The sequence below is a fragment of the Pacificoceanicola niger genome, from assembly GCF_048553275.1.
Lineage (GTDB): Bacteria > Pseudomonadota > Alphaproteobacteria > Rhodobacterales > Rhodobacteraceae > Pacificoceanicola.
Genome location: NZ_JBLZMW010000003.1, coordinates 149,871 through 176,377, shown reverse-complemented (window position 1 = coordinate 176,377; position 26,507 = coordinate 149,871). Strand labels below are relative to the sequence as shown.

Below are 26,507 nucleotides of genomic sequence, written 5' to 3'. Positions count from 1 at the left end.
TGGCGCGCGGCGCGAGGAGAGCGGATGGCCCCGATGCGGTGGTGAGGCGCATTGGCACACTGGCACCGGGAGTGTTCCTGCAGCAAGCGGCAGGCGGCGGCGGGTGCACCGGACGGTGCTCTGCCGTGGTCAGGGGGGCGAGGGGTCGGCAGTCCCGGCAAGGGTTGGCCGGGCACGCGCGCCCTGCCATGATCTTTTGGGCTCAGAGCGCATGGGTGAGGGTCATCCCGTCGTAGGCGGGCTCCACATGCGTGGGGGTTTCGGCCCTGACGGTTTCGTAGTCGAGGTCGATGTGCATGTTGGTGAGCACAGCGGTCCTCGGCCTGGCCCGTTCGATCCATTCCAGCGCAAGGGCGAGGTGGGCGTGGGTCGGGTGCGGCGTGCGGCGCAGGGCGTCGATGATCCAGCAGTCGAGGCCTTCGAGCGTCGGCCAGACGTCTTCCGGGATGGTGATCACATCGGGCAGGTAGGCGACACCGCCGATGCGGAAGCCGAGCGCGTCGATGCTGCCGTGGTTGACCCGGAAGGGAATGAGCGGGATCGGCCCGCCGGGCCCGTCGATTTCAAAGGGGCCGTTGATCGTGTGCAGGTTGAGGATCGGAGGATAGGGTGAGCCGTCGGGCTGGACGAAAGCATAGCCGAAGCGGGAGATCAGCTCGTTCTGGGTGTCGCCATCGGCCCAGACGTTCAGCCGGTCCTTCATGTTGAAGACGATCTGGCGCAGGTCGTCGAGGCCGTGCAGGTGGTCGGCGTGGCTGTGGGTCCATGCGACGCCATCGAGTGTGCCGACGCCCGCCGAGAGCAGCTGATCGCGCATGTCCGGGCCGGTGTCGATGAGGACGCGGGTGGTGCCGCTCTCGCCAATGCGCTCGACCAGCAGCGAACACCGGCGGCGGCGGTTCTTCGGGTTCTCGGGGTCACAATCGCCCCAGTGACCGCCAAGGCGGGGCACGCCGCCCGAAGAGCCGCAGCCGAGGATGGTGAAACGCAGATTGCCGGTCATTCCGCGTCGGCCTTTGCCGGGGACCACGAGGCGGCCTTGGAGAACAGGCGGTCGAAGTTGGCTTCGGTGGCGGCGGCAAAGTCCGCGTAGGACAGGCCGAAGGTCTCGGCGCCGACCTTGGCGGTGTGGACCACGTAGGAGGGCTCGTTCTCGCGGCCGCGATAGGGCGGCGGGGCGAGGTAGGGGCTGTCTGTCTCGACGAGGATGCGGTCGAGCGGGGCGGCGGCGAAGATCTCGCGCAGGTCCTTCGATTTCGGGAAGGCGGCAATGCCGGACATCGACAGGTAGAACCCCAGATCGAGCGCCGCGCGGGCGAGCTCGGCCGAGGAGGAGAAGCAGTGCATCACGCAGCTGTAGGGCTTGGCGCGGTAGCCTTCGGTGAGGATGGCGGCCATGTCGTCGTCGGCGGCGCGGGCGTGGATGATCAGCGGCAGGCCGGTTTCCTGCGCCGCCTCGATGTGCACACGCAGCGAGGTTTTCTGCACCTCGGCGCTGTCGGCGGTATAGTGATAATCGAGGCCGGTCTCGCCGATGCCGACCATCTTGGGGTGGGCGGCCTGTTCGATCAGGTGCCCGGCGGTGACCAGCGGCTGATCGGTGACGCTCATCGGGTGGATGCCGTAGGCGAAGAAGATCGGATCGTTCGCCTCGGCGATCTGCTGTACGGCGGGCAGGTTTGCCGTCTTGGTGCAGATGGTGACCATCCGGTGCACGCCCGCGTCCAGCGCCCGCTGGATGACCTCGGGTCGGGTCTCGTCGAAATTCGGGAAATCGAGATGGCAGTGGCTGTCGGTGATCTTGGTCATGGCACGTCCTTTGATGCCTTGGAGGTATCGGCGGGCGCGGGAAGGGTCAAGGCGGGGCAGTCGGATTGCATGGCAGACCGCGCGGCGTGCGGCAGGCGGGGGATGGAAATCCGGGCGCCCGGCGCGGATGACCCGGGCGGATGAGCGGGGCAGAGCCCCGCCCTACGGCCCCGCGCGCCTGAGGCCTCGGGACCGCGCAGCGATCGGCAGGGCGGCTTTGGGCGGCCGGATCGTTTGCCCGAACGCCGGTCGGATTACTCGGCGCAGCTTGCAATGCGCTCGGCAAGGTCGACGATCAAAGCCGGGTAGAGGTCCGCGCCGGGGACGAGCCGGGTGCCGAGGGCGTCGAGTTCGACGGTCCTCAGATCTGGGGCGACGGCCTGGGCCAGCTTGAGGTTGGCACCCGGTTCGGTCAACAGGCAGGCGGGCGCGGCCTCGGCCAGATGATCGCGCAGGGCGTCCATTTGCGCCGGTCCGGAGAGGGCGGATTCGCTGTCCGAGAGAGCGCCGATGACAGTGAGGCCGAAGGCCTGCTCGAAGTACTGGAATGCGTCGTGAAAGACCGCGAGTGGCGCGCCATCCAGCGGGGTTAGGGTTTCGGCGGCCTCGGCGCGGGCGGCGTCGAGGCGCGCGGTGGCGTCGGCGGCATTGGCGCGGTAGCGCGCGGCGTTCTCCGGATCGGCGGTGGCGAGGGCCTCTGCGATGGCGTCAAGCCAGGCGATGGCATTCGCGGGGGCGAGCCAGAAATGCGGATCGAGCCCGCCCGCGTGATCGTGGTCGTGCCCGTCGTCGCCCATGGTATGAGCGCCGTCATCGTCATGCTCTGCGTGAGCGTCATGATCATCGTGGTCCGCGTGATCGTCGTGGTCCGCGGGCTCGTGATCGTCATCATGGGCGTGATCGTCCTGCGCCGTGGCCGCGCCGAAGCTGTCAAGATCGCGGTAGGGCAAGTGCAGCGTGCCGGGCGCGTCCTGCAGGGCGAGGTGCGCGGCGGCGGGGGAGAGGGTCATCAGGCTGTCCTCCAGCCCCGGCGAGAGCACGGGGCCGACCCAGATCACCACATCGGCATCGGAGAGCGCGCGCGCCTGGCTTGGTTTCAAGGCAAGATGGTGCGGCGAGGCACCGGGCTGCAGAAGCAGCACCGGCGTGCCGAGATCCCCCATGACCATGGCCGTGAGGCTGTGGACCGGCGGTATGTCACTGACAACGCGGGGAACATCAGCCTGAGCGGCGGTGGCGGCGGTGAGGTACAGGGCGGTTAGGCTGCGCAGCATGGGTGCTTCCAGTGTTATGATATAACGTTCAATTCGGTGGGCTTGTAGCGCGTTACTTTATAACATATCAACCCCTGATCCGAATGTTTTTGCACGAAGGGAGCGACTCATGGCCGCCAAAGGGTTCGCCCGTCACGATCACGACGATTGTATCGCCAGCGGGCTGGAGGCGGCGCAGACCGCCTGTGCCGCGCAGGGGCTGCAGCTGACCAAGGTGCGGCAGAAGACGCTTGAGATCCTGCTCGCTCAGCATCGCGCCATGGGCGCCTACGACGTGCTGGAACAGCTGCGCGATGCCGGACTCGGCTCACAGCCCCCGGTGGCCTATCGGGCGCTGGATTTCCTTGTCACGCATGGGTTTGCGCATCGTATCGAGCAGCTGAACGCCTTCATCGCCTGCGCCCATCCCGGTGAACGGCACGCGCCGGTGTTCCTGATCTGCCGCGATTGTTCGGCGGTGGCGGAGGCGCCGGGGCGGGCGGCGCGGGATGCGGTCACCGAGGCAGCGGCGGCGCTGGGCTTCGAGGCGAAACGGGTGGTGATCGAGGCCGAGGGTCTGTGCCCGGCCTGCGCGCAGGCGGCGGCATGAGCGCGCTGATCGAGACGCGGGGGCTGGCGTTGAAACTGGGCGGCAGCGTGGTGCTGCGGGATGTGAATTTCGCGCTCCGTCCGGGAGAGATCGTGACGGTGGTCGGCCCGAACGGGTCCGGCAAGAGCAGCTTTCTGCGCAGCCTGATCGGCGCGGTGCAGCCGTATCGCGGCACGGTGACGCGCCGTCCGGGGCTGACCGTTGGCTATGTGCCGCAGAAGCTTGCGCTGGACCCGAGCCTGCCGATGACGGTGGAGCGCTTCATGCGGCTGCCACGCAGCATGGACCGCGAGAGCCGGGCGCGCGCGCTGGAGCATGCGGGGGCGACGGGCTATGGCAACCGGCAGATTTCCGAGTTGTCGGGCGGTCAGTTGCAGCGGGTTCTGCTGGCGCGGGCCCTGCAGGTGCGGCCCGATGTGCTGCTGCTGGACGAGCCGACGCAGGGGCTGGATCAGCCGGGGCAGGCGGCCTTCTATCGGCAGATCGAGGAGGTGCGCGACCACATGGGGCTTGCGGTGCTGATGGTCAGCCATGAGCTGCATGTCGTGATGAGCGCCTCCGACCGGGTGATCTGTCTGAATGGGCATATCTGCTGCGAGGGGCATCCGGAGGTGGTGGCGCAGGCGGAGGAGTACCGCGCCCTGTTCGGCACCGGGACCGGTGGGGCGCTGGCGCTCTACCGCCACGAACATTCGCACAGCCATCACCACGGGCATGACCACGATCATGCGCATGATCACGAGGGGTGCGATCATGCTTGATGATTTTCTGGTGCGCGCGGTTCTGGGCGCGGTGGGTGTGGCGCTGGCGGCGGCGCCACTGGGGAGCTTCGTGGTCTGGCGCAGGATGGCCTATTTTGGCGATGCGACGGCTCATGCGGGCATTCTGGGCGTGGCGCTGGCGCTTGCGCTGAACGTGCCGGTGATGGCCGGGACGCTGGCGGTGGCGCTGGCCATGGCGCTGCTTGTGGCGCGGCTGAGCGGGCGCGGCTATGGCAGCGACATGCTGCTCGGTGTGACCTCGCATACGGCGCTGGCGCTCGGCCTCGTGGCGGCGAGCCTTGTGGCGGGCGCGCGGCTCGATCTCAATGCGTTTCTGTTCGGCGATATCCTGAGCGTCGGCAAGGACGATCTGGTGGTGATCTGGGGCGGCGGCGCACTGGTCTGGGCCTTGCTGCTGTGGCGCTGGCAAAGCCTTTTGACCGCGACGGTTTCGCCGGATCTGGCCTGGGCTTCGGGGATCGACCCGAAGCGCGAGGAACGCGTCCTGATCCTGGCGCTTGCCGTGGTGGTCGCGGTGGCGATCAAGGTGGTGGGAGCCTTGCTGATCGGGGCGATGCTGATCATTCCGGCGGCGGCGGCGCGCAGTCTTGCCCGAACGCCCGAGCAAATGGCGCTGGCGGCGGGCGGTCTTGGCGTGCTTGCGGGATTGGGCGGGCTCTGGGGTGCGTGGGAGTTCGACACGCCCGCCGGGCCGAGCATCGTCTGTGCGGCGGCGGCAATTTTTGCGGTGAGTTTGCTGTTCCGAAAAGGCTGAAGGGGCGGGCCGGCGGTTCTGCCGCGGCCCGTCGCGAAGGCACGCAAACGCGGTCAGGCACGCTGCCGTTCTGGCAGCGCACGTGCGCGTATCTTACGGAATGCCTGAGAGAAAATGGTGGGCGACCCTGGAATCGAACCAGGCGTGAGTCGCCTCGAGGGAGTTACAGTCCCCTGCCACACCTTGCGGCCTGTCGCCCACCGGGCGCCGGATCATCTCCGGCGTGAGGGGGCGTTTAAAGACCCTGCAAAGCGGCGTCAACAGGAAATTCCTTGCTCAAGGCAAGTCCTCCGTGCGAACAGGCGCAGACATAGAAAAGGCGTGGATCATGGTGAAGAAACCGAAGTGGGTTGTGGAAAAGGAACAGGCGAAAAAGGCCGGTGCTGCCGAGACCGTCTGGCTGTTCGGCCTGCATGCGGTGCGCGATGCGCTGCTCAACCCCAAGCGCGAGAAGCTGCGGCTGATTTTGACACCGAATGCGGCAATCAAGCTGGAGGATGCCTTGGCGCAAGCCGGGATCGCGCCGGAAATCCAGGACCCGCGCAACTTCAAGGCGCCGATTGATCCGCAGTCGGTGCATCAGGGCGCCGTGCTGGAGGTGAAGCCGCTGAACTGGGGCAGCCTTGAGGATGTGGCGCTGGGCGAGGGGCCGGCGCGGATGATCCTGCTCGACCGGGTGAGCGATCCGCATAACGTCGGCGCGATTCTCCGCTCGGCGGAGGTGCTCGGCGCGCGGGCGGTGATCGGAACGCGGCACCACGCGGCGCCGGAAACCGGGGCGCTGGCCAAGACGGCGAGCGGCGCGCTGGAGCGCCAGCCCTACCTGCGCGAACGCAACCTGTCGGACACGATCATCGCCGTGCAGAAGATGGGCTATCTCGTGCTTGGCCTCGACGGCGAGGCCGAAGAGACGATTGATCAGGCAGTCGACGGGCTGCGCGACCGGGCAATTGCGTTGGTGCTGGGCGCGGAGGGGCCGGGTCTGCGGCCAAAGACCAAGGAAACCTGCGACAAACTGGTCAAGATCCCGGCGATGGGCACCTTTGGCTCGCTCAACGTCTCGAACGCGGCGGCGGTGGCGCTCTACGCGGTGCGCGGCTGATTGCGGTTCTTGATGGCGCAGCCTGTTCCCAAGCGGTTGAAATCGCTGTGGCGGCGGCCCATCTTTGAGCGATGCCAAACACAAAGATCGCCACTTGTACGTACTGCGGCACACGCGCCGCGCTGATCCTCGATCAGCAGCGCCACGAACTGGCCTGCTCCAGCTGCGGTGCGCCGCTGCATGATCTGAAGATGCTCAAGCAGGGCGCGGCGGATCCGGCACGGCACGAAATGCCCCGCAAAGGCAAGAAGGGCCCGGCCCGCCATGACGGCAAGTCGGGCACAGGATGGGACCGGGGATCGAAGACGCGCTACAAAAAGAAGAAGCGCAAGAAGAGCCTCGGGCGGTCGTTCCTCGAAGAGGCTTTCGATCTGATTGAAGATATCTTCGACTGAAACCGGCCATTTGTGAGCCGTGACGCAGCGCATCCGCTCTGGCCTTTGCGGCGCCTCTGGCGTATCTGCGGGCAGGCACGGAGTTTGGAGGCCCCATGGCGGATTACGAAACCCCCGGCGCGGTGGAAGATTCCCTGCGCAACGCAATCTCTTCGATCGAGGAAATCATCGAGGATGCCCGCAACGGGCGCATGTTCATTCTGGTGGACCACGAGGATCGCGAAAACGAAGGCGATCTGGTGATCCCGGCGCAATGGGCAACCCCGGATGCGATCAACTTCATGGCGCTCTATGGTCGCGGGCTGATCTGCCTGTCGATGACCTCGTCGCGGATCGACGAGCTGGGCCTTGAACTGATGTCCACCAATAATTCCTCCCGGCACGAGACGGCGTTCACCACGTCCATCGAAGCGCGCGAGGGCGTGTCCACGGGCATTTCCGCGGGCGACCGGGCGCGGACGATTGCCGTGGCCGTGGATGCCTCCAAGGGCGCGCAGGATATCGCGACGCCGGGGCATGTGTTTCCGCTGCGCGCGCGTGATGGCGGTGTGCTGGTGCGGGCCGGTCACACGGAGGCCGCCGTGGACGTCAGCCGTCTGGCGGGGCTGAACCCGGCGGGCGTGATCTGTGAGATCATGAACGACGACGGGAGCATGGCACGCCTGCCGGAACTCGTTGCTTTCGCTCAGAAACACGGGCTGAAAATCGGTACGATCAGCGATCTGATCAAATACCGCCGCCGCCATGACAACCTTGTGCGGGTGCGCAAGGAAGAAACCATCACCAGCGAATTTGGCGGTGAGTGGGCGATGCGGGTCTATGTGGACGAAACCCATGGCGATGAGCACATCGTTCTGGTCAAGGGCGACATCTCCACGGCGGAGCCGGTGCTGGTGCGGATGCACGCCATGGACCCGATGCTGGATGTGATCGGCACCGGGCCCAAGGGGCGGGCGGATGAATTTTCCCATGCCATGCAAGCGGTTGCGGCGGAGGGGCGCGGGGTTGTCGTGCTGCTGCGCGATACGGCGATGAAGATTGATGCGCATGACGATGTCTCGCCGTCGACGCTGCGGCAGTATGGCCTCGGCGCGCAGATCCTGTCGTCGCTGGGTCTGTCGAAGCTGACGCTGCTGACCAATTCGCCGACGCCGAAGGTGGTCGGGCTGGAGGCGTATGGCCTTGAGATCGTCGGAACCCGCAAGATTTCGGAGCTTGGATAATGGCCGCGAACATCACCCACCATATGCTGGAGCGTCCGGTTTTTGATAATCCTGTCAAGATGTTGATCGTTGTGGCGCCCTATTACAAGGACATTGCAGATCAGCTTCTCGAAGGCGCGCGGGCGGAGATTGAGGCGGCGGGCGGCTTTCACGAAACCATTGAAGTGCCGGGCGCTCTGGAGGTGCCGACGGCGATTGGAATCGCGGAGCGGATGAGCAACTTTGACGGGTATGTCGCTCTGGGCTGTGTGGTGCGGGGCGAGACGACTCACTACGAGACCGTGTGCAATGATTCGTCGCGCGGTTTGACGCTGCTTGGCCTGCAGGGGCTGTGCATCGGCAATGGCATCTTGACCGTTGAAAACATTGAACAAGCTGAGGCGCGCGCCGAGGCGAAAGGGCAGAATAAAGGCGGTGGGGCGGCGGCTGCGGCCTTGCACCTGATCGCGCTTGCCCGTAGGTGGGGCGCTTCGCGGAAAGGCGTGGGATTCGTGCCCGCGCGCGACGAGTTTCAGGTTGCAGGCGGCAAAGGGTCCGACATCGCATGAGTGCCAAATCCGGTAACGACAAACGCAAGATGAAGAGCGCCAGCCGCTTCTACGCGGTGCAAGCCCTGTTCCAGATGGAGCAATCGGGCACGGCGCTCGACCGGGTGCGGGCAGAGTTCCTCGAACACCGCTTCGGCCTTGAGCAGATCGAGGGCGAGGAGATGATCGAAGGCGATATCTCCATGTTTTCCAAGCTGTTGGAAGAGGCTCTGAGCTATCAGGCGAAGATCGATCAGATGACCGATCGCGCGCTTGTCGCGAAATGGCCAATCGCCCGGATCGACCCGGTGCTGCGGGCGCTGTTCCGCGCGGCGGGGGCGGAGCTGGTGGCGATGACGACACCGCCGAAAGTGGTGATCGTGGAATATATGGACGTGGCGAACGCGTTCTTTGCCGACGGCAAGGAAGCGAAATTCGTCAATGCCGTGCTCGATCATATGGCCCGAGAGGCACGCCCCGAAGCCTTCTGATTAACGCAGCGTGCGTTGGGGGTAACGGGGCGTCCGGTCCCCCGTTGCGCAGGATTTCCGCGCCGGGTTTGGTACAAAATTCGTCGATTTCAGTACAAAACGCGCAAAGGCGGCAGGGGTCCCTTGGGCCCCTCTGACGGCGTTTGGTACGATTTCGGGCGCGTTTGGTACAAAACGCCTACCGTGGATCGGCCGCCCGCCATGACGCAGCGGCAGATTTGGTTAATTCCGGCTTGGATCACAGGAGGTCCCCCTTTGGGCGGGGCACTGCTGCGGTTTCAGGAACCAAAGGGGCACCTCCTGCCGGCCCGGTGCCGGCCGTATGGAGAACGGCCGCTTGAACCTGTGTCGGTCAGAAGGCTGCTCCGCGGACTTTGCTGCCATTTGTGTCGAGGCCACGAACGGCCACTTCATGGCAAGCGCCCCACACCTTGCATCTAGCAATCGACGTCTTCGCCCGCTTGCCACATCGCAAAAGCGCGGGCTATGAATTCGTCGATACGCGTGTCCTTGATCTTGGTAGTCTTAGAGAAGCGGATGCAGCCTTTGCCAACATTCAGACCATCCAGCAACTCTCCATTCGGGTCGACTTTGGAGACATTTCCCACATAGAGACTGACATATGCGCGCTGTGCGTTGAGATGAAAAGCATACGCATCATCAATCCCATATCCCAACATCTTGTAGTGGATGCGCTCAGCAAGTTGCGGCGCCTTTGATTTGATTAGCGCCCTGATTTCTTTCAAAATGTCCCGACGCCAATCGTCGTCCAGCATATTCAAGAATTCAGATGGCGTTTCAGCGTTGCGCAGCATGTCCTGTCCTCAAATCGCGATCGGGTCTGACTCGAAAGTTAACATGATCGAACGAATCGTTGAACAGAAGTGCCGCCATGGGCGTGCCGTGCAGCATCAGACACATTGGGCTCAAACCCGATCTTCGCGCTGCCGATCGCCCGGGTTTGGGTCGGGTGTGCGTGGTGCCTGTGCGCTTCGGGGTCTTGCGTTGGCCGTGGCGGGTGCGGCAACTGGCGGGGTTGTTTTTGGCTGGGGGCGGTATAATATCCGGTTTATGGAATGTGACGGAGGTTTCCCATGCCGGAACTGATCAAGATGTATATTCGCCAGGTGATCGCGGGCTTTGGTTTGTCGGCTTTGTTCGTCGGCGCCCTGCTTTGGCTTGACGTGGCGGGGCTTTGGCATCTGGTGACGCATAGTTCGGGCGGGTTTGTCGCCGTCGTGATGCTCTGGGTCTTTAACGGGATCGTGTTTGCCGGTGTGCAATTCGGAATTGCGGTGATGCGGATGGGCGGGGATGAGCCGCCTGCCGGGGGCAAGCGCGATGCGGTTCGGGCGATGGTGCCTGTGCGCGTGGCAGCCGAGGATCGGCGCGATGTGCTGCGCGGACGCGGCGAGGCGTAACGGCGCGGCCCGCATTCAAAGAGGATTGGCGCGGTTCCCGGCGGGGGCCGCGTTTTCGTTTGCGGGGGGGGATGGCTGGCTGTGCCGAACGGGCGGGTTCGACGCGACATCGGCATCACGCGCCCGCTGCAATCGGCGTTTGCGGACAATGACGGGAACCACCGCAGACGTGTAGATCGTGCATTCCCGAGGACCTGTATATACAGGTGGGCGCCAGGTAATGAGACCACGGTCCCAACAGAGCCAGCTCCCTCGGATTTGCTTAAGGCCACCGGAATGGATCGGTTCACGGAAAGGGCAGAACCCGTCACGGCCTGAGGTAGTGGTGCGGGGGGCTGCTGACAAGGGGCTAGTCGTCGGATTTCTTCGTGAAGCCGTAGCGGTCGAGTTCTTCGGGCAGAAGGATGTAGATTTCGTCGGCGGGCGTGGCGAGGCCGTGGCGCATGACGCGAGGGTCGATGCCCATCTGGTCGAGATAATCCATGACTTCGGCCTGCCCGCGCTGAATGTCCTCGACGGCGAGGAAGGCGGGCAGGAGGGTGTTTTCGCCAAAGCTGTGTTGATGCACGCCCACGGAGGCGGTGTCGGGGATGTCGCGCGTGGTGCCCCCGGCGAGCATGTAGGGGCAGGCGGAGAAGCAGTATTCGCCGGGGAGCATCTGCGTGGCGATGCCCATGCTGCGCAGGTGGCGGCCGATGGCGAGGGCGTCGCGGACCGAGCCGCCGGGGGATTGCAGGATGAGGCTGTCGATCTGCGGGTCGGCGGCGGTGATCTGGTCGATGATTCGGGGGGCATCGTCCGGGGCGATGCCGCCTTCGAGCCGGTACTGCCGGTTCTCGAAAGTGAGGGTCAGACGCTCGGGCAGATCGCCGGGATCGCGGGCGGGGCGCACGGCGGGGCGGTCGCGGCCCGGGGTGAAGCGGCGGGTCTGATCGCCGGGCCGCACCGGTTCGGCAAGGCGCGGGGCATCGGGACTGGACAGGCCGGGCAGGGAGAAGCCGCCCGATTGCATGTCCGAGAGGACGAGGAAGGCCCCGATACCGAGCTGGAACACCAGCACGGCAGAGAGGGTCCGGGCGACGGTGGCCGCCTTCATCAGGAGGGGCCTTTGAGGGGGGCGACGTTGCCCTGTTCGGGCTCTGACGGGCGCGGGGTGGCCTCGGCGGCCTTGCCTTCGGTTGCGGCCTGCGCAGGCAGAAGACCCTCCGGGCGTTCGGCCAGCGTGCCTTCGACATCGCGCAGGGCGGTGACGGCGGCGCGCAGCTCGGCGAGGGTGAGTGTGTCTTCGATGGCGGCCCCTTCGCGGCCCTCGCGGATGGCGCCCTGGGTGATGGCAAGGATCAGGACAAGCACGCCGGGCAGCAGGTCGATGGCGATGGCCCCGGCCCAGGAGGGCACGAAATTGCGGGCGTAGAGGATGACCGCGTCGGCGGAGGAAACCGGGGTATAGGTCACTTCGGCGGGCGGCTGCAGGCTGCCGACGGCCTGCGCCGCCTGTTCGAGGGTCGCGGCGCGGGCGGCGAGCACGTCGAGGACGGAATTGATGGTGGAGGTTTGATCGGCGCGATTCGCGTCGGTGCGGCCATCGAGCTCGGGCAGGACGACGGAGGCGGAGAGATCCTGCGCCGCACGTTCGACAAGCTGCGCGACGGAGAGCTGGCGCAGCTGCGTGATGAGACCCTGCAGGCGCACGGCGGCCTCGGAGAATTCGACGGAACGGGCCTCGACCGGGCCTTGTTCGACGGTGAGGGCGCGCATCCGGCTCAGGATGGTGTTGCCCTCGGTGAAGGCGGTTTCGACCAGCGGCGTCTGCGACGCGATCTGGGTTTCGAGCGCGGAGAGTTCCGCCGATTTCTGGCGCAGGACGCGGAACACCGCGCCGCGCCCGGCAAGGCCGGAGAGCGAGCCTGCGGCCTCCTGTTCGGAGAGGTCCTCGAAGGACTGGCGGACGCGGGCGACATCGCGCTCAAGGGCTTGACCGGACAGGGCAATTTCATGGGCGCGTTCGAGTGCGGATTGGTAGTCCTGCACGGTTTCGGCGAGGTGTTGCTCGACGGCGGCAGAGCCCGCGAGCGCGGCGGCGTTCAGCCAGGATGACATGGCGATGATGGCCAGCGAGCCGAGGCCCATGGCACCGAGCAGCCCGACTCGCGCCCGCGCCGTGCGGACCGCCGGAAACAGGCGCATGAGGTAGGACCAGAAGACGAAAATGCCGACCGAAACCGCGACGGAATAGGCGATGGCGGCAAAGACCGACATGGCACCGTTCTGATCGAGCAGCGAGGAGACACCGAGGTATGTGTAAATGCCCGAAGCAACGGAGAGCACGCCGAGCGCGGTGCCGGAGAAGGTGTCGAGCCAGGTCAGGTGGCCTTCGAGTTCGCGCGCATGGCGCACCCCGCGCGCCTCGCTGCGGGTGAGGTGATGCTTCTCGGCCATGGGCCCCCCTGAATTTGGTTGTGGCAAATGTAGGGGAATTTCATGGGTTTGGAAGATGCTTGCGACACGGGCTTGTCTTTGTTCATGAAATGTTCGTAAAATCCCGGCATGGTTTCGCCGCTTGTCTATTCTCCGCCCGTGTTGATGCCCGGCCAGGTTCTGGCGCGGGGGGTGTGCCGTCATCTTGCCAGTCTCGGGTTCGCCGTGGTCGAGGAATTCGTACCGGAGCGCGGGCTGCGGGTGGATGTGATGGCGCTGGGGCCGAAGGGCGAGCTTTGGGTCGTCGAATGCAAATCGAGCCGCGCCGATTACATGAGTGACGGCAAGTGGCAGGGCTATCTTGAGTATTGCGACCGGTTCTTTTGGGCGGTTGATTCGCAATTTCCGGTGGAGCTGTTGCCGGAGGAGACCGGGTTGATCATGGCCGATGGCTATGGTGCGGAGGTGGTTCGCACGGCGCCGGAGGACAAGCTGGCCGGGGCGCGGCGCAGTAAGCTGTTGCGAAAATTCGCGTTTCATGCGGCGCGCCGCCTGCACGGGCTGCGCGATCCGGATGGCGCGGCGGGCGTGGACGCGTAACGTTTTGAGCGGTTTCGCCCTGCTTGTGCAGGGCGACCGGCGCGCCTTCGGCGCGGTTTTCGAGTATTTTTGAAGAGAAGAAGCCGGGGTGCGTCGCAGTCTCGCCTTTGTGATCGCGTCGTCCCGTCCGGATTTGGGCGGGTTTTCCCGGCTTCCGGGGCGTGTGCGCAGGCAGTGTGCGCTGATTTTAGATTTTTTCTTTTTATTTCAGTATTTAAGATCCGTTCGTTGTCGACATTTCCGCGTCGGGCCGTGTGCGAGAACACACCCTTTATTAACAGTTTTGCGCCAAGATGCCTGCCGAGACGGGCATGACATGCGGACAAAAAGGCCTGCGGCATAAAAGCCGCGCGCGAATTTTGCGGTGTCCTGTTCAAATGGATCGTTTGCGTGAGGGTCTTCATCGGCTATGAGGTCGGCTGACAACGACAAAAGCAGGCAGATGCAAAATACAATTGATACGCACAGCCCCCGCACCGCGCGTGACTGGGTCAAGGTCCTTGCGACGTACCGGGATCCGAGCCTGGGACGCAGTATTTTTGAACTGGCGGTGACGCTTGTGCCGTTCCTGGCGCTTTGGGCGGCGGCCTGGTGGGCGCTTTCGGTCAGTTATTTCCTGGCGCTCGGGCTCTCCGTGGTAAACGCGGGTTTCCTGCTGCGGCTGTTCATCATTCAGCACGATTGCGGCCATGGCGCGTTTTTCCGCAGCAAGCAAGCCGGGGACTGGCTTGGTCGCTGCCTCGGGGTGCTGACGCTGACGCCTTATGATGTCTGGCAACGCAGCCATTCGATCCACCACGGCGGCGCAGGCAACCTGTCGCGCCGGGGTCTGGGCGATATTCACACAATGACGCTTGCGGAATACCGCGCGGAGAGCTGGGTCGGACGGCTGATGTACCGGCTGTACCGCAGCCCCGTTGTTCTGTTTGGGCTGGGCCCGTTTTACATCTTCTTCGTGCAGAACCGGATTCCGTTCGGGCTGATGAACGGCCGACGGTACTGGATCAGCGCGATGCTGACGAATGTGTTTATTTTCCTGGCGCTTGGCGTGATGTGGTGGTTTGGAGGCTGGGCGCCGCTGCTGCTGATTTTCCTGCCGTCGACGCTGATTGCCGCGACGGTCGGGATCTGGCTGTTCTACGTGCAGCACCAGTTCGAGACGACGCATTGGGATCAGGACGAGGATTGGCAACTGCACGAGTCGGCGCTTGAGGGCAGCTCGCACTACGTGTTGCCGCGCGCCTTGCAGTGGATGAGTGGGAATATCGGCATTCACCATGTGCACCATCTCTACAGCCGCATTCCGTTTTACCGGCTGACCGAGGTGCTGCGCGATCACAAGGTGCTCGAAGAGAGCAACCGCATGACGTTGCGTGAAAGCTTTGCCAACGCGCGGCTGCACCTGTGGGATGAGAACAGCAAGCGGTTGCTGTCGTTCCGGCAGGCGCGGGCGATGTTGTCGTAAGATCAAGGGGGGGGGCGGCGGCGGCGATTGGCCGGACCTTTGCCGAGACGCCGGACCTTTAACGAGACGCCGGACCTTTGCCGCCAGTTGCGCGTGGGCAGAAACGCAAAACGCCGGGCATTGGCCCGGCGTTGTTCGTTTTGGCGGTAAGTGGCTTACTTGAAGCGGTAGTTGATCCGACCCTTGGTCAGATCGTAGGGGGTCATTTCCACCTGAACTTTGTCGCCAGCCAGAACACGGATGCGGTTCTTGCGCATCTTGCCTGCCGTATGTGCGATGATCTCATGGCCGTTCTCGAGCTCGACCCGGAATGTCGCATTGGGCAGGAGTTCCTTAACGACGCCGGGGAATTCGAGTGTGTCTTCCTTGGCCATGGTCTCTCCTGAGTTGACTGCCCGCGATAGTATCGGGCGAGCGTGTATATGAGCCTAACGCGCGTTTAATTCAAGTCCACAAATCACCGCAGCCTGGTGACGGGGGCGGGGGCGTCGCGGCCGTGTTGTTCGGGCCAATGCGCGTGGTTCAGAACAACGCCGTCGCGGCGGACGGTGCGGATCGCCTCGGGGTCGACATCCGCCATGGTCCAGCCGGGGGTGTTGAGCGCGCCGGAGGCGAGGATGCCGGTGGGCGGAAAGCCGGTGTCGGGCGGGCCGAAGAGACCGCCGCGCCCGACGGAGATGTCGATGACCTCGGACCAGGGCGCCGCGCCGACGAGGGAGGCCATGGCGGTGACGCATTGATTTTCGAGCGCGCGGGCGCGGGCACCGATGCGCACGCGGGAATGGCCGGCGAGGGCTTCCGTTACGGAGGGGATCAGGAGGATGTCGGCCTCGGCCAGCGCGCGACCGAGCAGGGGAAATTCGCTGTCGTAGCAGATCAGGATGCCGATGCGGCCAAGCGCGGTGTCGAAGAGGCGCAGCGGGCCGCCGGGGACGATGTCCCAGTCTTCGCGCTCGAAGCGGGTCATGATCTGCTTGTCCTGAATGCCCATGGCGCCGGTGGGCGTGAAGAGGCGGGCGCGGTTGACGGGGCGGGGGGCGAGGCTTTCGTCGAGGACCGGGGCGGAGGCGGCGAGGATGTGCACGCCGAATTTCGCGGCGAGATCCGCGTGCAGCGCGTCGGCGTCGGGGATGCGGGCGTTGGTGGCCTGAATGCAGCGTTCGAGATCAAGGGCGGCGTCGGGGCCGTCGAGCGTGGCCAGTTCGAGCGCACCGTATTCGGGAAAGACGAGCAGATCGGCGCCATCGCCCGCCGCACTGCGGGTCCAGTCGGTGAGCTTGTCGGCGTAGTCCTTCCACGAGGTCAGAAAGCTGGGCGGGTAGGCGGCGGTGGCGATCTTCATGGTGCTGTTTCCCGGTGGCTGGGGTCCGGTGTGTTTGTGCCGCAGATGGGCGCGGGGGGCCAGAGGGGATTGCCGCAGCGCCGTGGCGCGCGCCCGCGATGCGCGGGACCAGGCGCCGCCCTGCGGGGGGCCGTCCGCGCGCGCAGACGGCGGGGCGTTCTCGGGGGCCGGGTACTTGCCATCCGGAGACGCGCTGCATAATGGTATACCAAATTCCGACTGCCGTTGGGGCAGCCGGATTCGCGCGAAAACGATTGGACATCGCCATGACCACCCCTCTCAAATCCCTGATCGCCAAGGGCGACATGATCCCGGCCGCCTGGGCCGAGCTTGGCTCGCCGGACACCGCCGAGATGATGGTGCGCCACGGCTGGAATGTGATCATCATCGACGGTGAGCACGGGCGCGGCGATCTGGAGCTGTGGGTACATATGCAGCGGGCCGTGGAAGCGGCAGGCGGCATTGCGATTCTGCGCCTGCCCGACGGCGACGACACGCGGATCAAGCAGGCGCTGGACCGGGGTTTCCGCAATTTCATCGTGCCGATGGTCAACAGCAAGGCGGAGGCGGAGCGCATCGCTTCGGCCTTCTACTACCCGAAACGCGGCCATCGCGGCTATGCCGCGCCGATCGTGCGCGGCTCGGACTGGGGGGCGCGCCCGGAGTATGCCCGTGAGGAGGCGCACGACGAATTGGTCGTCATGGTGCAATGCGAGCATGTCGACGCGGTCGACGCGCTGGAGGAGATTGTCACGGTGCCGGGGATCGACATGATCTTCCTCGGGCCGAACGATCTTGCGGCCACGGCGGGGCATCTGGAGCGGCTGGACGATCCGGAGGCGCTGGCGCTGTTTGCCCGGGTCGAGAAGACCTGCGCCGCCGCGGGCAAGCCGCTGGCCACGGTGCGCAGCGCCGGGCGCGACTGGGCCGATCTGGAAAAGCTGGGCTTCCGGCTGGTGGCGGGGATCAACGATGCCTCGCTGGTGATCGATGGGGCGCGCGCCGAGCTGGCCGGGCTGACCGGGCAGGTTCCTGGTGCGGTCAAAGGGTACTGAACGCGAGGCGCGCATTGCGCCCCGACATCACGCTTGCTAGCCTCGTGGCTGGGTAAAGCGATCAACCGCCGACGACAGATCGGCACTTCTTACTCTCTGGGAGGAGACACTCATGACAACGATGACCCGCCGGTTTGCACTGGCATCAATGAGCGCGCTTGCGCTGTCCGCATCGCTGGCCACCGGCGCCGCCGCGCAGGACAAGATCACGCTGCGCATGTCCACACCAGCCTCCGAAACCGATCAGCGCTCTGTGGCGCTGGCCGAGGTTTTTGCCCCGGCCGTGGCGGATTTCGCCACCTACGAGCCGCATTACAACGCTTCGCTGATCGCGCAGGGCTCCGAGCTGGAGGCGATTGCCTCGGGCGATCTGGACATGTCCATTGCCTCGGCGCAGGAACTGGCCACGTTCTTCCCGGAGTTCTCCATCTTTGCAACGGGCTACGTGCATCAGGACGCGGAGCATCAGGTCCGGGTCTTCAACGATCCACTGATGGACCCGTTCAAGAAGACCGTCGAGGACGAGCTTGGTGTGAAGCTGCTGTCGGTCATGTACCTCGGGCGTCGCCACGTGAATCTGCGCCAGACCAAGGATGAGCTGACGGTGATGACGCCTGCCGATCTGGCCGGGGTCAACCTGCGGATGCCGGGCACCGATGCGTGGCAGTTCCTGGGCAAGGCGCTGGGCGCGAACCCGACGCCGATGTCATTCACCGAGGTCTACACCGCGCTGTCGACCGGATCGGTCGATGGTCAGGACAACCCGCTGCCGACGGTGGTGGATGCGAAGTTCTACGAGGTGACCAACCAGATCGTGCTGACCTCGCATCTGGTTGATCTGAACTATGTCGCGTTTTCCAAGGCGGTCTGGGACGAGATGACCGCCGAGCAGCAGGAGGCCGTGCAGGCCGCCGCCGATGCCGCCGCGCAGGCGGGCCGCGAGGCGCAGTTGCAGAAGGAAGCCGACCTGGTGTCCTTCCTTGAGGAAAAGGGTCTGGAGATCTACGAGCCGGACCTGACGGCCTTCCGCGAGCATGTGCAAGGCGAATATGTCGGCTCGGAATTCGCGGCGAGCTGGCCCGAGGGTGTGCTCGAAAAGATCAACGCGCTGGGCAACTGAGCGCCGGTTTGTGCGGGCCCCGGAGGTGATCCGGGGCCTTTGATCTTCGGCGGTCCCGGAGCGGGGCCTGCCTGACGGGGGGCGTCTTCATGAAACGAGTGACCGACGGGTTTACCCGGCTGGCCGAAGGCTTGGCCGCGCTGATGATGGCGCTCATGTTCGGCACGTTCATCCTGCAGGTGGCGGTGCGCTATACCGCGCGGCTCGACTGGGTTGCGGAGGCGGTGCCGCTGTTCGATCCGTCGCGCTATGGCTGGACGCTGGAATTCTGCCTCGCGCTGTGGGTCTGGATCGTGTTCTGGGGCAATGCGACGATCGTGCGGGAGCGCGATCATGTGACCTTCGATCTGTTGTACCTGAGCGTGAACCCGAGACTGCGCCGGGGCTTTGCGGTGATTTCTGCGGTGGCGATCTGCGCTGGGCTGCTGTGGTCGCTGGAGCCGACCTGGAGCAAATTCTACATTCTGCGTCTGAAGAAGACCGCGACGTTGTCGAATGTCTTCGGGGACTGGATCCGGATGCGGGACATCTATTCGGTTTACGCGTTTTTCCTTGTGGCGGTGTCACTGCGCTATGCGCTGCGGGCATGGAAGGCGACGCGTCATGGGGTTGAGGACGAGCTGCATGGGTTCGATGCGCCGGGTGAGGGGACGAAGCGATGAGCCTTGAATTCACGCTGTGCCTGATCACGCTTGTGGGTCTGGCCGGGATCGGCACGCCGATCGCCTATTCGATCCTGCTGGCATCCTTTGTCTATCTGCTCACGGCGGGCCAGAGCATCGGCCTTGCGGGCAAGGTGCTGATGGATGGGCTGTACCAGAGCTTCATCCTGCTGGCGGTGCCGCTGTTCATCGTGGCGGCCAATATCATGAACGCGGGCACGATCTCTGACCGGCTCTTGCGGTTCTGCATCGGACTGGTGGGGCGGTTCAAGGGCGGCATGGGCCATGTGAACGTGGTCGCCTCGCTGATCTTTTCGGGGATGAGCGGCTCGGCGGTGGCGGATGCGGCGGGCATCGGCAAGATCATCATCGAGATGATGGTCAAATCCGGCCATTACACGCGCGGCTATGCGGCGGCGATCACCGCGGCCTCGGCCACCATCGGCCCGATCATCCCGCCGTCGATCCCCATGGTGCTTTACGCCTTGGTGTCCAACACCTCGATCGGCTACCTCTTCCTCGGCGGCATCGTGCCGGGGCTGTTCATGGGCGTGGTGCTCATGGGCATGAACTGGTGGATGTCGCATATCCGCAAGTTCGGCACCGAAGAGCCGGTGCCCCTGAGCGAGCTGCCGCAGTTGACGGTGCGCGCCTTCCCGGCGCTGCTGATGCCGGCGATCCTGCTCTATGGCATCTATGGCGGGGTCACCACGCCGACCGAAGCGGCGGCGGTCGCGGCCTTCTATGCGCTGCTGCTTGCGGCGTTCTTCTACCGCGCGTTGAAGCTGAGGGCGTTCTACGACATCCTCGTCGAGAGCGCGCGCTCCTCGGCGGCGGTGGGGCTGGTGATCGGCGGGGCGCTGATCCTCAATTATATCGTGGCGTCGGAGAATATTCCGAACATGATGGCCGGCTACCTGGTGGATCTCGATGTCTCGCCGCTGATGTTCCTGCTGTCCGTGAACCTGCTGATCCTGTTGCTCGGCTGCGTTCTGGATGCGACGACGATCATCCTCGTGATCATTCCGCTGTTCCTGCCTGCCTGTCGCGAGCTTGGCATCGACCTTGTGCATTTCGGCGTGGTGGCGGTGGTCAACTGCATGATCGGTCTGATCACGCCACCCTACGGCATCTTGCTGTTCGTTATCAACGCGGTCACCAGCATTCCGCTGGCCGAGATCATCCGCGAGGTGCTGCCCTTCCTCGCGGTGCTGCTGCTGGCGCTGATGACCTTGATTCTCGTGCCGGGGATCGTGCTTTGGCTGCCAAGGATGTTCGGCTATATCGGCTGAGGGCGCGAGGGCCGAGTGGTATCGGTCCCCGTCGTATCCCAAAGCGCCCGCAGTATCGCGGCGGCGGCGGGGCCTGTCAGGGCGCGCTGTCGATGCGCAGCGTTTGGCGCAAGCTGCCGGTTGCACGGTCGAAGATGAGGATCTCGTCGTCCGCCGTCACCACGGCGTACCAGTCCGAGCCTTGGGTGTAGGCCGTGGCCTTTGCGCCGGAGGGCAGGGTGATCACCTCTGGCAGTGGCGCGCGGGCATTGCTATAGCGGTGCCAAATCAGGAACAGGATCAGCACGATCCCGGCGATCATGACGCCGGTCAGCACCGTCACCAGAAGCCGCAAAAAGCGCAGCTGCGGCGGTTCGGGCAGGGTTTCCTCGGGGTCCACAGGAGCGTTCATGGCACATCTTTCGATCACGATCACGGCCAATCCGCCGCCGCGCCTTGATAAGGCGCTTGCCCGCGATGTGCCAGCAGAAGCGGCGCTGTCGCGCACCCGGCTGGCGCGGCTGATCGCCGAAGGGGCGGTCACGCGGGGCGGCGTGGTGCTGGACAATCCCAAGGGCCCGGTGGCCGAGGGCGACGTGATCGAGATCGCCGTGCCGGAGGCGCAGGAGTATGACGTCGTGGCGCAGGATATCCCGCTCGACGTGGTCCATGAGGATGATGCGCTGATCGTGGTGAACAAGCCGGCGGGCATGGTGGTGCATCCCGCGCCCGGCACGCCGGATGGCACGCTGGTCAACGCGCTGCTGCATCATTTCGGCGGGGATTTGTCCGGTGTCGGCGGAGAGAAACGGCCCGGCATCGTGCACCGCATCGACAAGGACACCAGCGGTCTGCTGGTAGTGGCGAAGTCCGACATGGCGCATCACGGGTTGGCCAAGCAGTTCGAGAAGCACACCGCGCAGCGCGCCTATCTCGCGCTTGTCCACGGGGTGCCGGACCGGGGCGATCCGCGTTTGCTTGGCACGCGCGGCGTGGCGGCGGGGCCAAGCGGCGAGATCACCATCACAAGCGGCCTTGCCCGGCACAAGACCGACCGGCAGCGGCAGGCGGTGTTCTTCGACGGGCAGGGGCGGCACGCGATCACCCATGCGCGGGTGCTGGAGAGCTATGGCACCCCGCCGACGCTGAGCCTTGTCGAGTGCCGTCTGGAGACCGGGCGCACCCATCAGATCCGGGTGCATATGGCACATGCCGGGCATGGGCTGATCGGCGATCCGGTCTATGGCGGGCGGCGCAAGCTGTCGGCCAAGGCCCTGAGCGAGGCGGCGCTGGCAGCGGCGCAGGGCTTTGACCGGCAGGCGCTTCATGCGGCGGAGCTGGGCTTTGTGCATCCGGTGAGCGGGGAGGAGATGCTGTTTCAGGCCCCGCTCCCTCCGGATATGGCCGATCTTCTGGCGGCGCTCAGGGGCGCGTGAGGCGCCCGGTGATCAGCAACCAGAGCGCCAGCGCGCTCTCCGACAGCATCGGGATGGCATAGGCCGGTTGCAGCGCTTCGCCAAGGCCTGGCGCGGCGAGGCGGGCGAGGCCGCCAGCGATATAGACCAGCCCCGAAACACCGATCCCGGCGCAGATCAGCCGGGGCACACCTCCGGCGTCGCAGAGCAGCCGCGCCATGATCAGGCTGTTTATCCCGAAGAAAATCAGGCCGATGTCATAGCCTGCCGCGTGGATCTGCGTGAGCAGCATGGCGCTTTGCGGCAGGGTGGGCAGGGCCAGCGCCGCGCCGGTCAGCAGGACCAGTCCCATGGCGATCAGCGCCGCCTGCATCAGCCGCAGCACCATGGCCGCGCGGGCCAGCGGCTCCGAGATCGGCTTCAGCAGGGTGAAGAAGATCAGCGCGAGCGCGATGTCGGCGAGGATCATGGTCAGATCGGCAAGCAGCGACAGGCGGAAGGCGGGCAGATGCGCGGCGAGGGTGTCGGCACTGTCGAGGATCGGCCCGCGCAACAGGAGCTCGGCGCTGAGGCCGCAAAGGATGATCAGGACATAAAGCGCCCCGGCGGTGCGGGGCAGGGCGGCGGCGGGTCTGTGCGGTTGGGCAAGGGCAGTGTGCATCTTTGGCGGCTTTCGGATGGGGGGCGGATATGATTGACATTACTCCATGCAATCGCGTATGTTCATTGCCCAAATTGGAATGGTCATCATGCGAATCTGTATTGATTGAAGTCCGCCCCTTCCGTGCACAGCCGCGTGAGATCGACGAAATATAGATTTTTTCGACGGAAAAGCGGGCTAACTGCGTTGTAACCTTTGAAGAGGTAAAGCGTTGGTAAATCGAAGGGCTTTGCGGCCCGGCAGTGGCGCGGTGCCCGTCTGGACGTTTCGCCCTGCGCAAAATGTTAACGGAAACACCGTGAAGGGTTGAAAGCCCGGGCCGGGCTTCCCATTTGAATGTTAAGCGCTGTTACATGCGGCGCCCCAAGAGGGAGAGTGACATGAGTAACTATGCGAATTTGCCGGCCCCGTCGCCGGAAGCGGGCCTCAGCCGGTACTTGCAGGAAATCCGCAAGTTTCCGCTGTTGGAGCCGGAAGAGGAATACATGCTGGCCAAGCGTTGGGTCGAGGACGAGGACACCGAGGCGGCGCACCGCATGGTTACCTCCCACCTGCGTCTGGCGGCGAAGATTGCCATGGGTTATCGCGGCTATGGTCTGCCGCAGGCCGAGGTGATCTCGGAGGCGAACGTGGGCCTGATGCAGGCGGTCAAGCGGTTCGACCCGGAAAAGGGGTTTCGCCTTGCGACCTATGCCATGTGGTGGATCCGCGCGAGCATTCAGGAGTATATCCTGCGTTCCTGGAGCCTTGTGAAGCTGGGCACGACCTCGGCGCAGAAGAAGCTGTTCTTCAACCTGCGCAAGGCCAAGGCGCGCATCGGCGCGCTCGAAGAGGGAGATCTGCGCCCCGAACACGTGCAGCGGATCGCCACCGATCTCGGGGTGACCGAGGATGAGGTCATCAGCATGAACCGCCGCATGTCCGGTGGCGATGCCTCTCTCAATGCCACCGTCGGCAGCGAGGGCGAGGGCACGATGCAATGGCAGGACTGGCTTGAGGACGAAGACGCCGATCAGGCAGGCGAATACGCGGAGCGCGACGAGCTTGACGCGCGCCGGGCGCTTCTGGCCCAGGCGATGGACGCGCTGAACGAGCGCGAGAAGGACATTCTCACGCAGCGCCGTCTGGCCGACAAGCCGGTGACGCTGGAAGATCTGTCTGGCGTTTATGACGTCAGCCGCGAGCGGATCCGGCAGATCGAGGTGCGCGCCTTCGAAAAGCTGCAGTCGCGGATGCGCGAGCTGGCCTCCAAGCAGGGGTTGCTGACGGAGGCCTGATCGGGGGGCTCCCTCTCCCTTGCGGTCTTTGCGTTACGCGCTCATGCCTCCGTGCCCCCCGGCGCGGGGGTTTTTCGTTTGGGAGGTCCCGCGGCGGTGATTTGCCGGAGCGGGCCGGGAAAGGGCTTGCGGGTCGCGCTTGGACGGGTAGTGTGCGGGCGCTAACATGTATGATAACTTCGAGGGAGGCGAGCATGGCAGATCACGTTCGGTGGGGAATCATGGGGGCTGCGAAATTCGCCCGCGATCACATGGGGCCGGCGATCCACATGGCGCAGCGCGGCGCCCTTGCGGCGGTGGCGAGTTCTTCGGCGGAGAAGGCCGCGCCCTTCGTGGCGCGCACGCCCGGTGTTCGGGTGCTGTCTTCGGAGAATGATTACGAGGCGCTGATCTCCGATCCTGAGATCGATGCGATCTATATTCCGCTGCCCAACCACCTGCATCTGGAGGCGGCGCTGAGGGCGGTTGCGGCGGGCAAGCATGTGCTGGTGGAGAAGCCGCTGGCGATGCGCGCGGACGGCTTTGATCCGCTGATCCTTGAGCGCGATCGGCAGGGCAAACTGGTCGCCGAAGCCTACATGATCGTGCATCATCCGCAGTGGCAGAAAGTGCGGGAGCTGGTGCAGGGCGGCGAGATCGGCAAGCTGGTCCGGGTGTCCGGCGCGTTTTCCTACGACAATCGCGCGGATACGGCCAACATTCGCAACAAGCCGGAGACAGGCGGCGGCGCGATCCCGGATATCGGGGTGTATATCTACGGCGCGACGCGCTTTGTGACCGGTGAGGAACCGCAGGAGATCCTGAGCGCCGAAATCGTTCGGGAAAACGGGGTGGATGTCTGGAGCCATATCACCGCGCGTTTCCCTTCGTTTCACTACACGGGCCTTGTCTCCATGCGGATGAGCCCGTGGCAGGACATGACGTTCCACGGGGAAAAGGGCCTGATCCGGCTGACCGCGCCGTTCAATGCGCAGGTCTACGGCGAGGCGCGGATCGAGTTGCACCGCCCGGCGCATGAGGTGGTGGAATGGCGGTTCCCGGCGGCAAACCATTATGTGAACCAGGTCGAGGCGTTCAACGCGAGCGTACTGGATGGGGTGGATTACCCGTGTCCGCTGGAATTCTCGCGCGGAACACAGGCGATGATCGACATGGTTTGGGCCAAGGAGGCGGGCTGAGCGGGGCCGGGGCGTTCCGGCCCGCTGATTGCCCTAACCCCCTGATTACATGGTGATGACCACCTTGCCGGTGGACTTTCGGCTGCGCAGCAGGTCCATACCATCCAGCGCCTGATCGAGCGGCAGAGTGTGGCTGACATGCGGGTGGAGGCGGCCGTCGGCATGCCATTGCAGCAGCTGCTCCAGCGAGCCGGTCAGCACTTCGGGGCGGAAGGCGAGATAGCCGCCCCAATACAGGCCCATCACCGACAGGTTCTTGACCAGCAGGTGGTTGGCCTTGATTTGCGGGACGTCGCCCGACGCGAATCCGATGGTCAGAATCCGGCCCTCGGGTTTGCAGGAGCGGAAGGCGGCGGTGAATTGATCGCCGCCGACCGCGTCATACACGACGTCGCAGCCACCGAGCTTTTTCATCTCGGCGCGGATATCCTGCGATTGGGCGTCGATCAGGTGATCGGCCCCGGCCTGTTTGGCAACCGCGAGCTTTTCAGCCCCGCGCGCACAGGCCACGACCCGGGCACCCATCAGTTTGCCGATTTCCACCGCAGTAAGGCCGACGCCGCCCGCAGCGCCAAGGACCAGGAGAGTCTCGCCCGGTTGCAGGCGCGCGCGATGATCGAGCGCCACGTGGCTGGTGCCGTAGGCAATCTGAAAAGCGGCGGCATCCGTAAAATTCATGCTATTTGGCAGGCGCACGGCGCGGGCCGCTTCGAAACAACCTGTTTCCGCCAAACCGCCCTGACCACCATACACAGCGACCCGGTCACCGGGGGCGAATCCGGTCACCCCCTCGCCCAGGGCGTCGATGGTTCCGGCCACTTCCATGCCCATGACGAACGGCAACGGCGGTGTGTCCTGATAGGTGCCCTTGAGCATCAACAAATCCGCGAAATTCAAGCCGCAAGCGGCGATTCTCAGGCGGATTTCACCAGGCTTCGGATCGGGGTCCGGCAGCTCGGTCAGGGTGGGCGGGGTGTCGTGTGACGTGAGGTAAAGTGCGCGCATGAAGACTCCGTTTGTTTGAGGTGGAGTCTCCCCAAACCGAGCATATATTCAAGTGAGTATACTTGTTCTCAAATCGTATACAGTAGAGTTGTTCGTGCAACTTAGTGGCGAATTGAGAAGAAGTTTACCATCATCGCAGGTTCTTCCTTCTTGATTTGTTATAGTTGTATGATGTACTGAATTGCGGATAATTCCGTGTATGATGCGATCGGGCCGACGGCTATGGCGGCTTGCCGCTTCTGTGGGTAGGTCGGGCGAAATATAGAATAGGACTAATCAAAATGGCGCATCCGGTAGACGTTCATGTGGGTAAGCGTATCCGCCACCGTCGGTGGCTGGTCGGTATGACACAGCAGCAGCTTGCTGAGCAGGTCGGAATCAAGTTCCAGCAGATCCAGAAGTACGAAACCGGCGCGAACCGCGTCAGCGCGTCGCGTCTTTGGGACATTGCCGACGCCCTCGTGGTGCCGGTCAGCTTCTTCTTCGAAGGCATCGAAGCCGAAGATGGCGAGACGCCGAAGAACGAGAGCGTTCCGGCGGACATCCTTGGCGACAAGGAAGCGCTCGACCTCGTGCGCTCTTATTACGCAATCCCCGAGAACCAGCGCCGCCGCCTTTTTGAATTGGCGCGTGTTCTGTCAGACGTGGCTTGAGCCGCGTCTTTCCCTGCG

30 protein-coding genes and 1 tRNA gene are annotated in these 26,507 nt (G+C 64.6%); 19 read left to right on the top strand and 12 right to left on the bottom strand.

Translation table 11 applies throughout. The annotated features are described in order from the left end of the window. Positions 1-202: 202 nt before the first annotated feature. From ACN2XU_RS05655 to ACN2XU_RS05645, 3 genes are all read right to left on the bottom strand, one after another. Positions 203-1,003, bottom strand: a complete 801-nt coding sequence (locus ACN2XU_RS05655) for an MBL fold metallo-hydrolase (protein WP_419409436.1) — start codon at positions 1,001-1,003, stop codon at positions 203-205. Further along, the gene (locus ACN2XU_RS05650) at positions 1,000-1,809 is read right to left on the bottom strand and encodes a TatD family hydrolase (RefSeq protein WP_419409435.1); all 810 of its coding nucleotides are present in this window, start codon (positions 1,807-1,809) and stop codon (positions 1,000-1,002) included. The genes ACN2XU_RS05655 and ACN2XU_RS05650 overlap by 4 nt, the downstream gene beginning before the upstream one ends. 254 nt (positions 1,810-2,063) lie before the next feature. Beyond that, positions 2,064-3,083, bottom strand: coding sequence for a zinc ABC transporter substrate-binding protein (locus ACN2XU_RS05645; protein WP_419409434.1), 1,020 nt, complete (start codon positions 3,081-3,083; stop codon positions 2,064-2,066). Positions 3,084-3,192: 109 nt separating this feature from the next. Here ACN2XU_RS05645 and ACN2XU_RS05640 point away from each other — a divergent pair, with 109 nt between their 5' ends. From ACN2XU_RS05640 to ACN2XU_RS05630, 3 genes are read left to right on the top strand one after another with little or no spacing between them, the layout of a single operon-like run. Then, positions 3,193-3,672 carry a transcriptional repressor gene (locus ACN2XU_RS05640; protein ID WP_419409433.1) on the top strand — a complete coding sequence of 160 codons (480 nt, stop codon included), beginning with the start codon at positions 3,193-3,195 and terminating at the stop codon, positions 3,670-3,672. Beyond that, positions 3,669-4,433: a metal ABC transporter ATP-binding protein gene (locus ACN2XU_RS05635; RefSeq protein WP_419409432.1), complete on the top strand. Its 765-nt coding sequence runs from the start codon at positions 3,669-3,671 to the stop codon at positions 4,431-4,433. Before ACN2XU_RS05640 ends, ACN2XU_RS05635 begins: the two co-directional genes overlap by 4 nt. Continuing rightward, a complete protein-coding gene (locus tag ACN2XU_RS05630; RefSeq protein WP_419409431.1) occupies positions 4,426-5,208 on the top strand; it encodes a metal ABC transporter permease in 783 nt (260 codons plus the stop codon). Before ACN2XU_RS05635 ends, ACN2XU_RS05630 begins: the two co-directional genes overlap by 8 nt. 115 nt (positions 5,209-5,323) lie before the next feature. Here the strand turns inward: ACN2XU_RS05630 and ACN2XU_RS05625 are convergent. Continuing rightward, positions 5,324-5,407: transfer RNA gene (locus ACN2XU_RS05625), tRNA-Tyr, on the bottom strand. Between the two features lie 129 nt (positions 5,408-5,536). On the opposite strand from ACN2XU_RS05625, the gene rlmB reads away from it, so the two are divergent. From rlmB to nusB, 5 genes are all read left to right on the top strand, one after another. Further along, positions 5,537-6,310 carry a 23S rRNA (guanosine(2251)-2'-O)-methyltransferase RlmB gene (rlmB, locus tag ACN2XU_RS05620; protein ID WP_419409430.1) on the top strand — a complete coding sequence of 258 codons (774 nt, stop codon included), beginning with the start codon at positions 5,537-5,539 and terminating at the stop codon, positions 6,308-6,310. 71 nt (positions 6,311-6,381) lie between these two features. Further along, entirely contained in the window at positions 6,382-6,705 is a 324-nt protein-coding gene (locus tag ACN2XU_RS05615; protein ID WP_419409429.1) for a hypothetical protein, read from the top strand. 95 nt (positions 6,706-6,800) lie between these two features. Further along, a complete protein-coding gene (ribB, locus tag ACN2XU_RS05610) occupies positions 6,801-7,928 on the top strand; it encodes a 3,4-dihydroxy-2-butanone-4-phosphate synthase (protein ID WP_419409428.1) in 1,128 nt (375 codons plus the stop codon). Further along, complete coding sequence (locus ACN2XU_RS05605) at positions 7,928-8,476, top strand: 6,7-dimethyl-8-ribityllumazine synthase (RefSeq protein WP_419409427.1); 549 nt, start codon at positions 7,928-7,930, stop codon at positions 8,474-8,476. Before ribB ends, ACN2XU_RS05605 begins: the two co-directional genes overlap by 1 nt. Next, a complete protein-coding gene (nusB, locus tag ACN2XU_RS05600) occupies positions 8,473-8,946 on the top strand; it encodes a transcription antitermination factor NusB (protein ID WP_419409426.1) in 474 nt (157 codons plus the stop codon). The genes ACN2XU_RS05605 and nusB overlap by 4 nt, the downstream gene beginning before the upstream one ends. Positions 8,947-9,383: 437 nt before the next feature. On the opposite strand, the gene ACN2XU_RS05595 is transcribed toward nusB, so the two are convergent. Next, a complete protein-coding gene (locus ACN2XU_RS05595) occupies positions 9,384-9,761 on the bottom strand; it encodes an iron chaperone (protein WP_419409425.1) in 378 nt (125 codons plus the stop codon). 279 nt (positions 9,762-10,040) lie between these two features. Between ACN2XU_RS05595 and ACN2XU_RS05590 the strand changes: the two genes are divergently transcribed. Then, positions 10,041-10,367, top strand: a complete 327-nt coding sequence (locus ACN2XU_RS05590; RefSeq protein ID WP_419409424.1) for a hypothetical protein — start codon at positions 10,041-10,043, stop codon at positions 10,365-10,367. Positions 10,368-10,716: 349 nt separating this feature from the next. On the opposite strand, the gene ACN2XU_RS05585 is transcribed toward ACN2XU_RS05590, so the two are convergent. Both ACN2XU_RS05585 and ACN2XU_RS05580 read right to left on the bottom strand, forming a co-directional pair. Beyond that, positions 10,717-11,463: a COG3904 family protein gene (locus tag ACN2XU_RS05585; RefSeq protein WP_419409423.1), complete on the bottom strand. Its 747-nt coding sequence runs from the start codon at positions 11,461-11,463 to the stop codon at positions 10,717-10,719. Beyond that, a complete protein-coding gene (locus ACN2XU_RS05580) occupies positions 11,463-12,806 on the bottom strand; it encodes a coiled-coil domain-containing protein (RefSeq protein ID WP_419409422.1) in 1,344 nt (447 codons plus the stop codon). Before ACN2XU_RS05580 ends, ACN2XU_RS05585 begins: the two co-directional genes overlap by 1 nt. A 108-nt stretch (positions 12,807-12,914) precedes the next feature. Between ACN2XU_RS05580 and ACN2XU_RS05575 the strand changes: the two genes are divergently transcribed. Both ACN2XU_RS05575 and ACN2XU_RS05570 read left to right on the top strand, forming a co-directional pair. Next, positions 12,915-13,385 (top strand): MmcB family DNA repair protein, encoded by a 471-nt coding sequence (locus ACN2XU_RS05575; protein ID WP_419409421.1) that lies wholly within the window; start codon positions 12,915-12,917, stop codon positions 13,383-13,385. Positions 13,386-13,827: 442 nt separating this feature from the next. Then, on the top strand, positions 13,828-14,850 hold the full coding sequence (locus ACN2XU_RS05570; RefSeq protein ID WP_419409420.1) for a fatty acid desaturase: 1,023 nt from the start codon (positions 13,828-13,830) through the stop codon (positions 14,848-14,850). A gap of 155 nt (positions 14,851-15,005) precedes the next feature. Here ACN2XU_RS05570 and infA read toward each other — a convergent pair whose 3' ends face one another. Both infA and ACN2XU_RS05560 read right to left on the bottom strand, forming a co-directional pair. Next, a complete protein-coding gene (gene infA / locus ACN2XU_RS05565) occupies positions 15,006-15,224 on the bottom strand; it encodes a translation initiation factor IF-1 (RefSeq protein WP_005978431.1) in 219 nt (72 codons plus the stop codon). A gap of 83 nt (positions 15,225-15,307) precedes the next feature. Continuing rightward, entirely contained in the window at positions 15,308-16,192 is an 885-nt protein-coding gene (locus ACN2XU_RS05560) for a carbon-nitrogen hydrolase family protein (protein WP_419409419.1), read from the bottom strand. Between the two features lie 266 nt (positions 16,193-16,458). Between ACN2XU_RS05560 and ACN2XU_RS05555 the strand changes: the two genes are divergently transcribed. The 4 genes from ACN2XU_RS05555 (at position 16,459) to ACN2XU_RS05540 (ending at position 20,321) form a co-directional block, all read left to right on the top strand. After that, positions 16,459-17,247 (top strand): HpcH/HpaI aldolase family protein, encoded by a 789-nt coding sequence (locus ACN2XU_RS05555; protein ID WP_419409418.1) that lies wholly within the window; start codon positions 16,459-16,461, stop codon positions 17,245-17,247. A gap of 112 nt (positions 17,248-17,359) precedes the next feature. Continuing rightward, positions 17,360-18,367: a TRAP transporter substrate-binding protein DctP gene (dctP, locus tag ACN2XU_RS05550; RefSeq protein ID WP_419409417.1), complete on the top strand. Its 1,008-nt coding sequence runs from the start codon at positions 17,360-17,362 to the stop codon at positions 18,365-18,367. An 89-nt stretch (positions 18,368-18,456) separates the two neighbouring features. Next, positions 18,457-19,029 (top strand): TRAP transporter small permease, encoded by a 573-nt coding sequence (locus tag ACN2XU_RS05545; protein WP_419409416.1) that lies wholly within the window; start codon positions 18,457-18,459, stop codon positions 19,027-19,029. After that, positions 19,026-20,321: a TRAP transporter large permease gene (locus tag ACN2XU_RS05540; protein ID WP_419409415.1), complete on the top strand. Its 1,296-nt coding sequence runs from the start codon at positions 19,026-19,028 to the stop codon at positions 20,319-20,321. Before ACN2XU_RS05545 ends, ACN2XU_RS05540 begins: the two co-directional genes overlap by 4 nt. 76 nt (positions 20,322-20,397) lie before the next feature. Here ACN2XU_RS05540 and ACN2XU_RS05535 read toward each other — a convergent pair whose 3' ends face one another. After that, on the bottom strand, positions 20,398-20,712 hold the full coding sequence (locus ACN2XU_RS05535) for a DUF6476 family protein (RefSeq protein ID WP_419409414.1): 315 nt from the start codon (positions 20,710-20,712) through the stop codon (positions 20,398-20,400). Between ACN2XU_RS05535 and ACN2XU_RS05530 the strand changes: the two genes are divergently transcribed. Then, entirely contained in the window at positions 20,711-21,736 is a 1,026-nt protein-coding gene (locus ACN2XU_RS05530) for an RluA family pseudouridine synthase (protein ID WP_419409413.1), read from the top strand. The two genes, ACN2XU_RS05535 and ACN2XU_RS05530, sit on opposite strands and share 2 nt — an antisense overlap. Here ACN2XU_RS05530 and ACN2XU_RS05525 read toward each other — a convergent pair. Then, positions 21,723-22,376, bottom strand: a complete 654-nt coding sequence (locus ACN2XU_RS05525; RefSeq protein WP_419409412.1) for a DUF4386 domain-containing protein — start codon at positions 22,374-22,376, stop codon at positions 21,723-21,725. The two genes, ACN2XU_RS05530 and ACN2XU_RS05525, sit on opposite strands and share 14 nt — an antisense overlap. A 380-nt stretch (positions 22,377-22,756) precedes the next feature. Here ACN2XU_RS05525 and rpoH point away from each other — a divergent pair, with 380 nt between their 5' ends. Both rpoH and ACN2XU_RS05515 read left to right on the top strand, forming a co-directional pair. Beyond that, a complete protein-coding gene (gene rpoH / locus ACN2XU_RS05520; RefSeq protein ID WP_419409411.1) occupies positions 22,757-23,653 on the top strand; it encodes an RNA polymerase sigma factor RpoH in 897 nt (298 codons plus the stop codon). Positions 23,654-23,847: 194 nt separating this feature from the next. Beyond that, positions 23,848-24,831: a Gfo/Idh/MocA family protein gene (locus ACN2XU_RS05515; protein WP_419409410.1), complete on the top strand. Its 984-nt coding sequence runs from the start codon at positions 23,848-23,850 to the stop codon at positions 24,829-24,831. Positions 24,832-24,876: 45 nt separating this feature from the next. Here the strand turns inward: ACN2XU_RS05515 and ACN2XU_RS05510 are convergent, their stop codons facing one another. Next, complete coding sequence (locus ACN2XU_RS05510) at positions 24,877-25,836, bottom strand: NADPH:quinone oxidoreductase family protein (RefSeq protein ID WP_419409409.1); 960 nt, start codon at positions 25,834-25,836, stop codon at positions 24,877-24,879. Between the two features lie 281 nt (positions 25,837-26,117). Between ACN2XU_RS05510 and ACN2XU_RS05505 the strand changes: the two genes are divergently transcribed. Further along, positions 26,118-26,489, top strand: coding sequence for a helix-turn-helix domain-containing protein (locus ACN2XU_RS05505; RefSeq protein ID WP_419409408.1), 372 nt, complete (start codon positions 26,118-26,120; stop codon positions 26,487-26,489). Positions 26,490-26,507 lie beyond the last annotated feature (18 nt).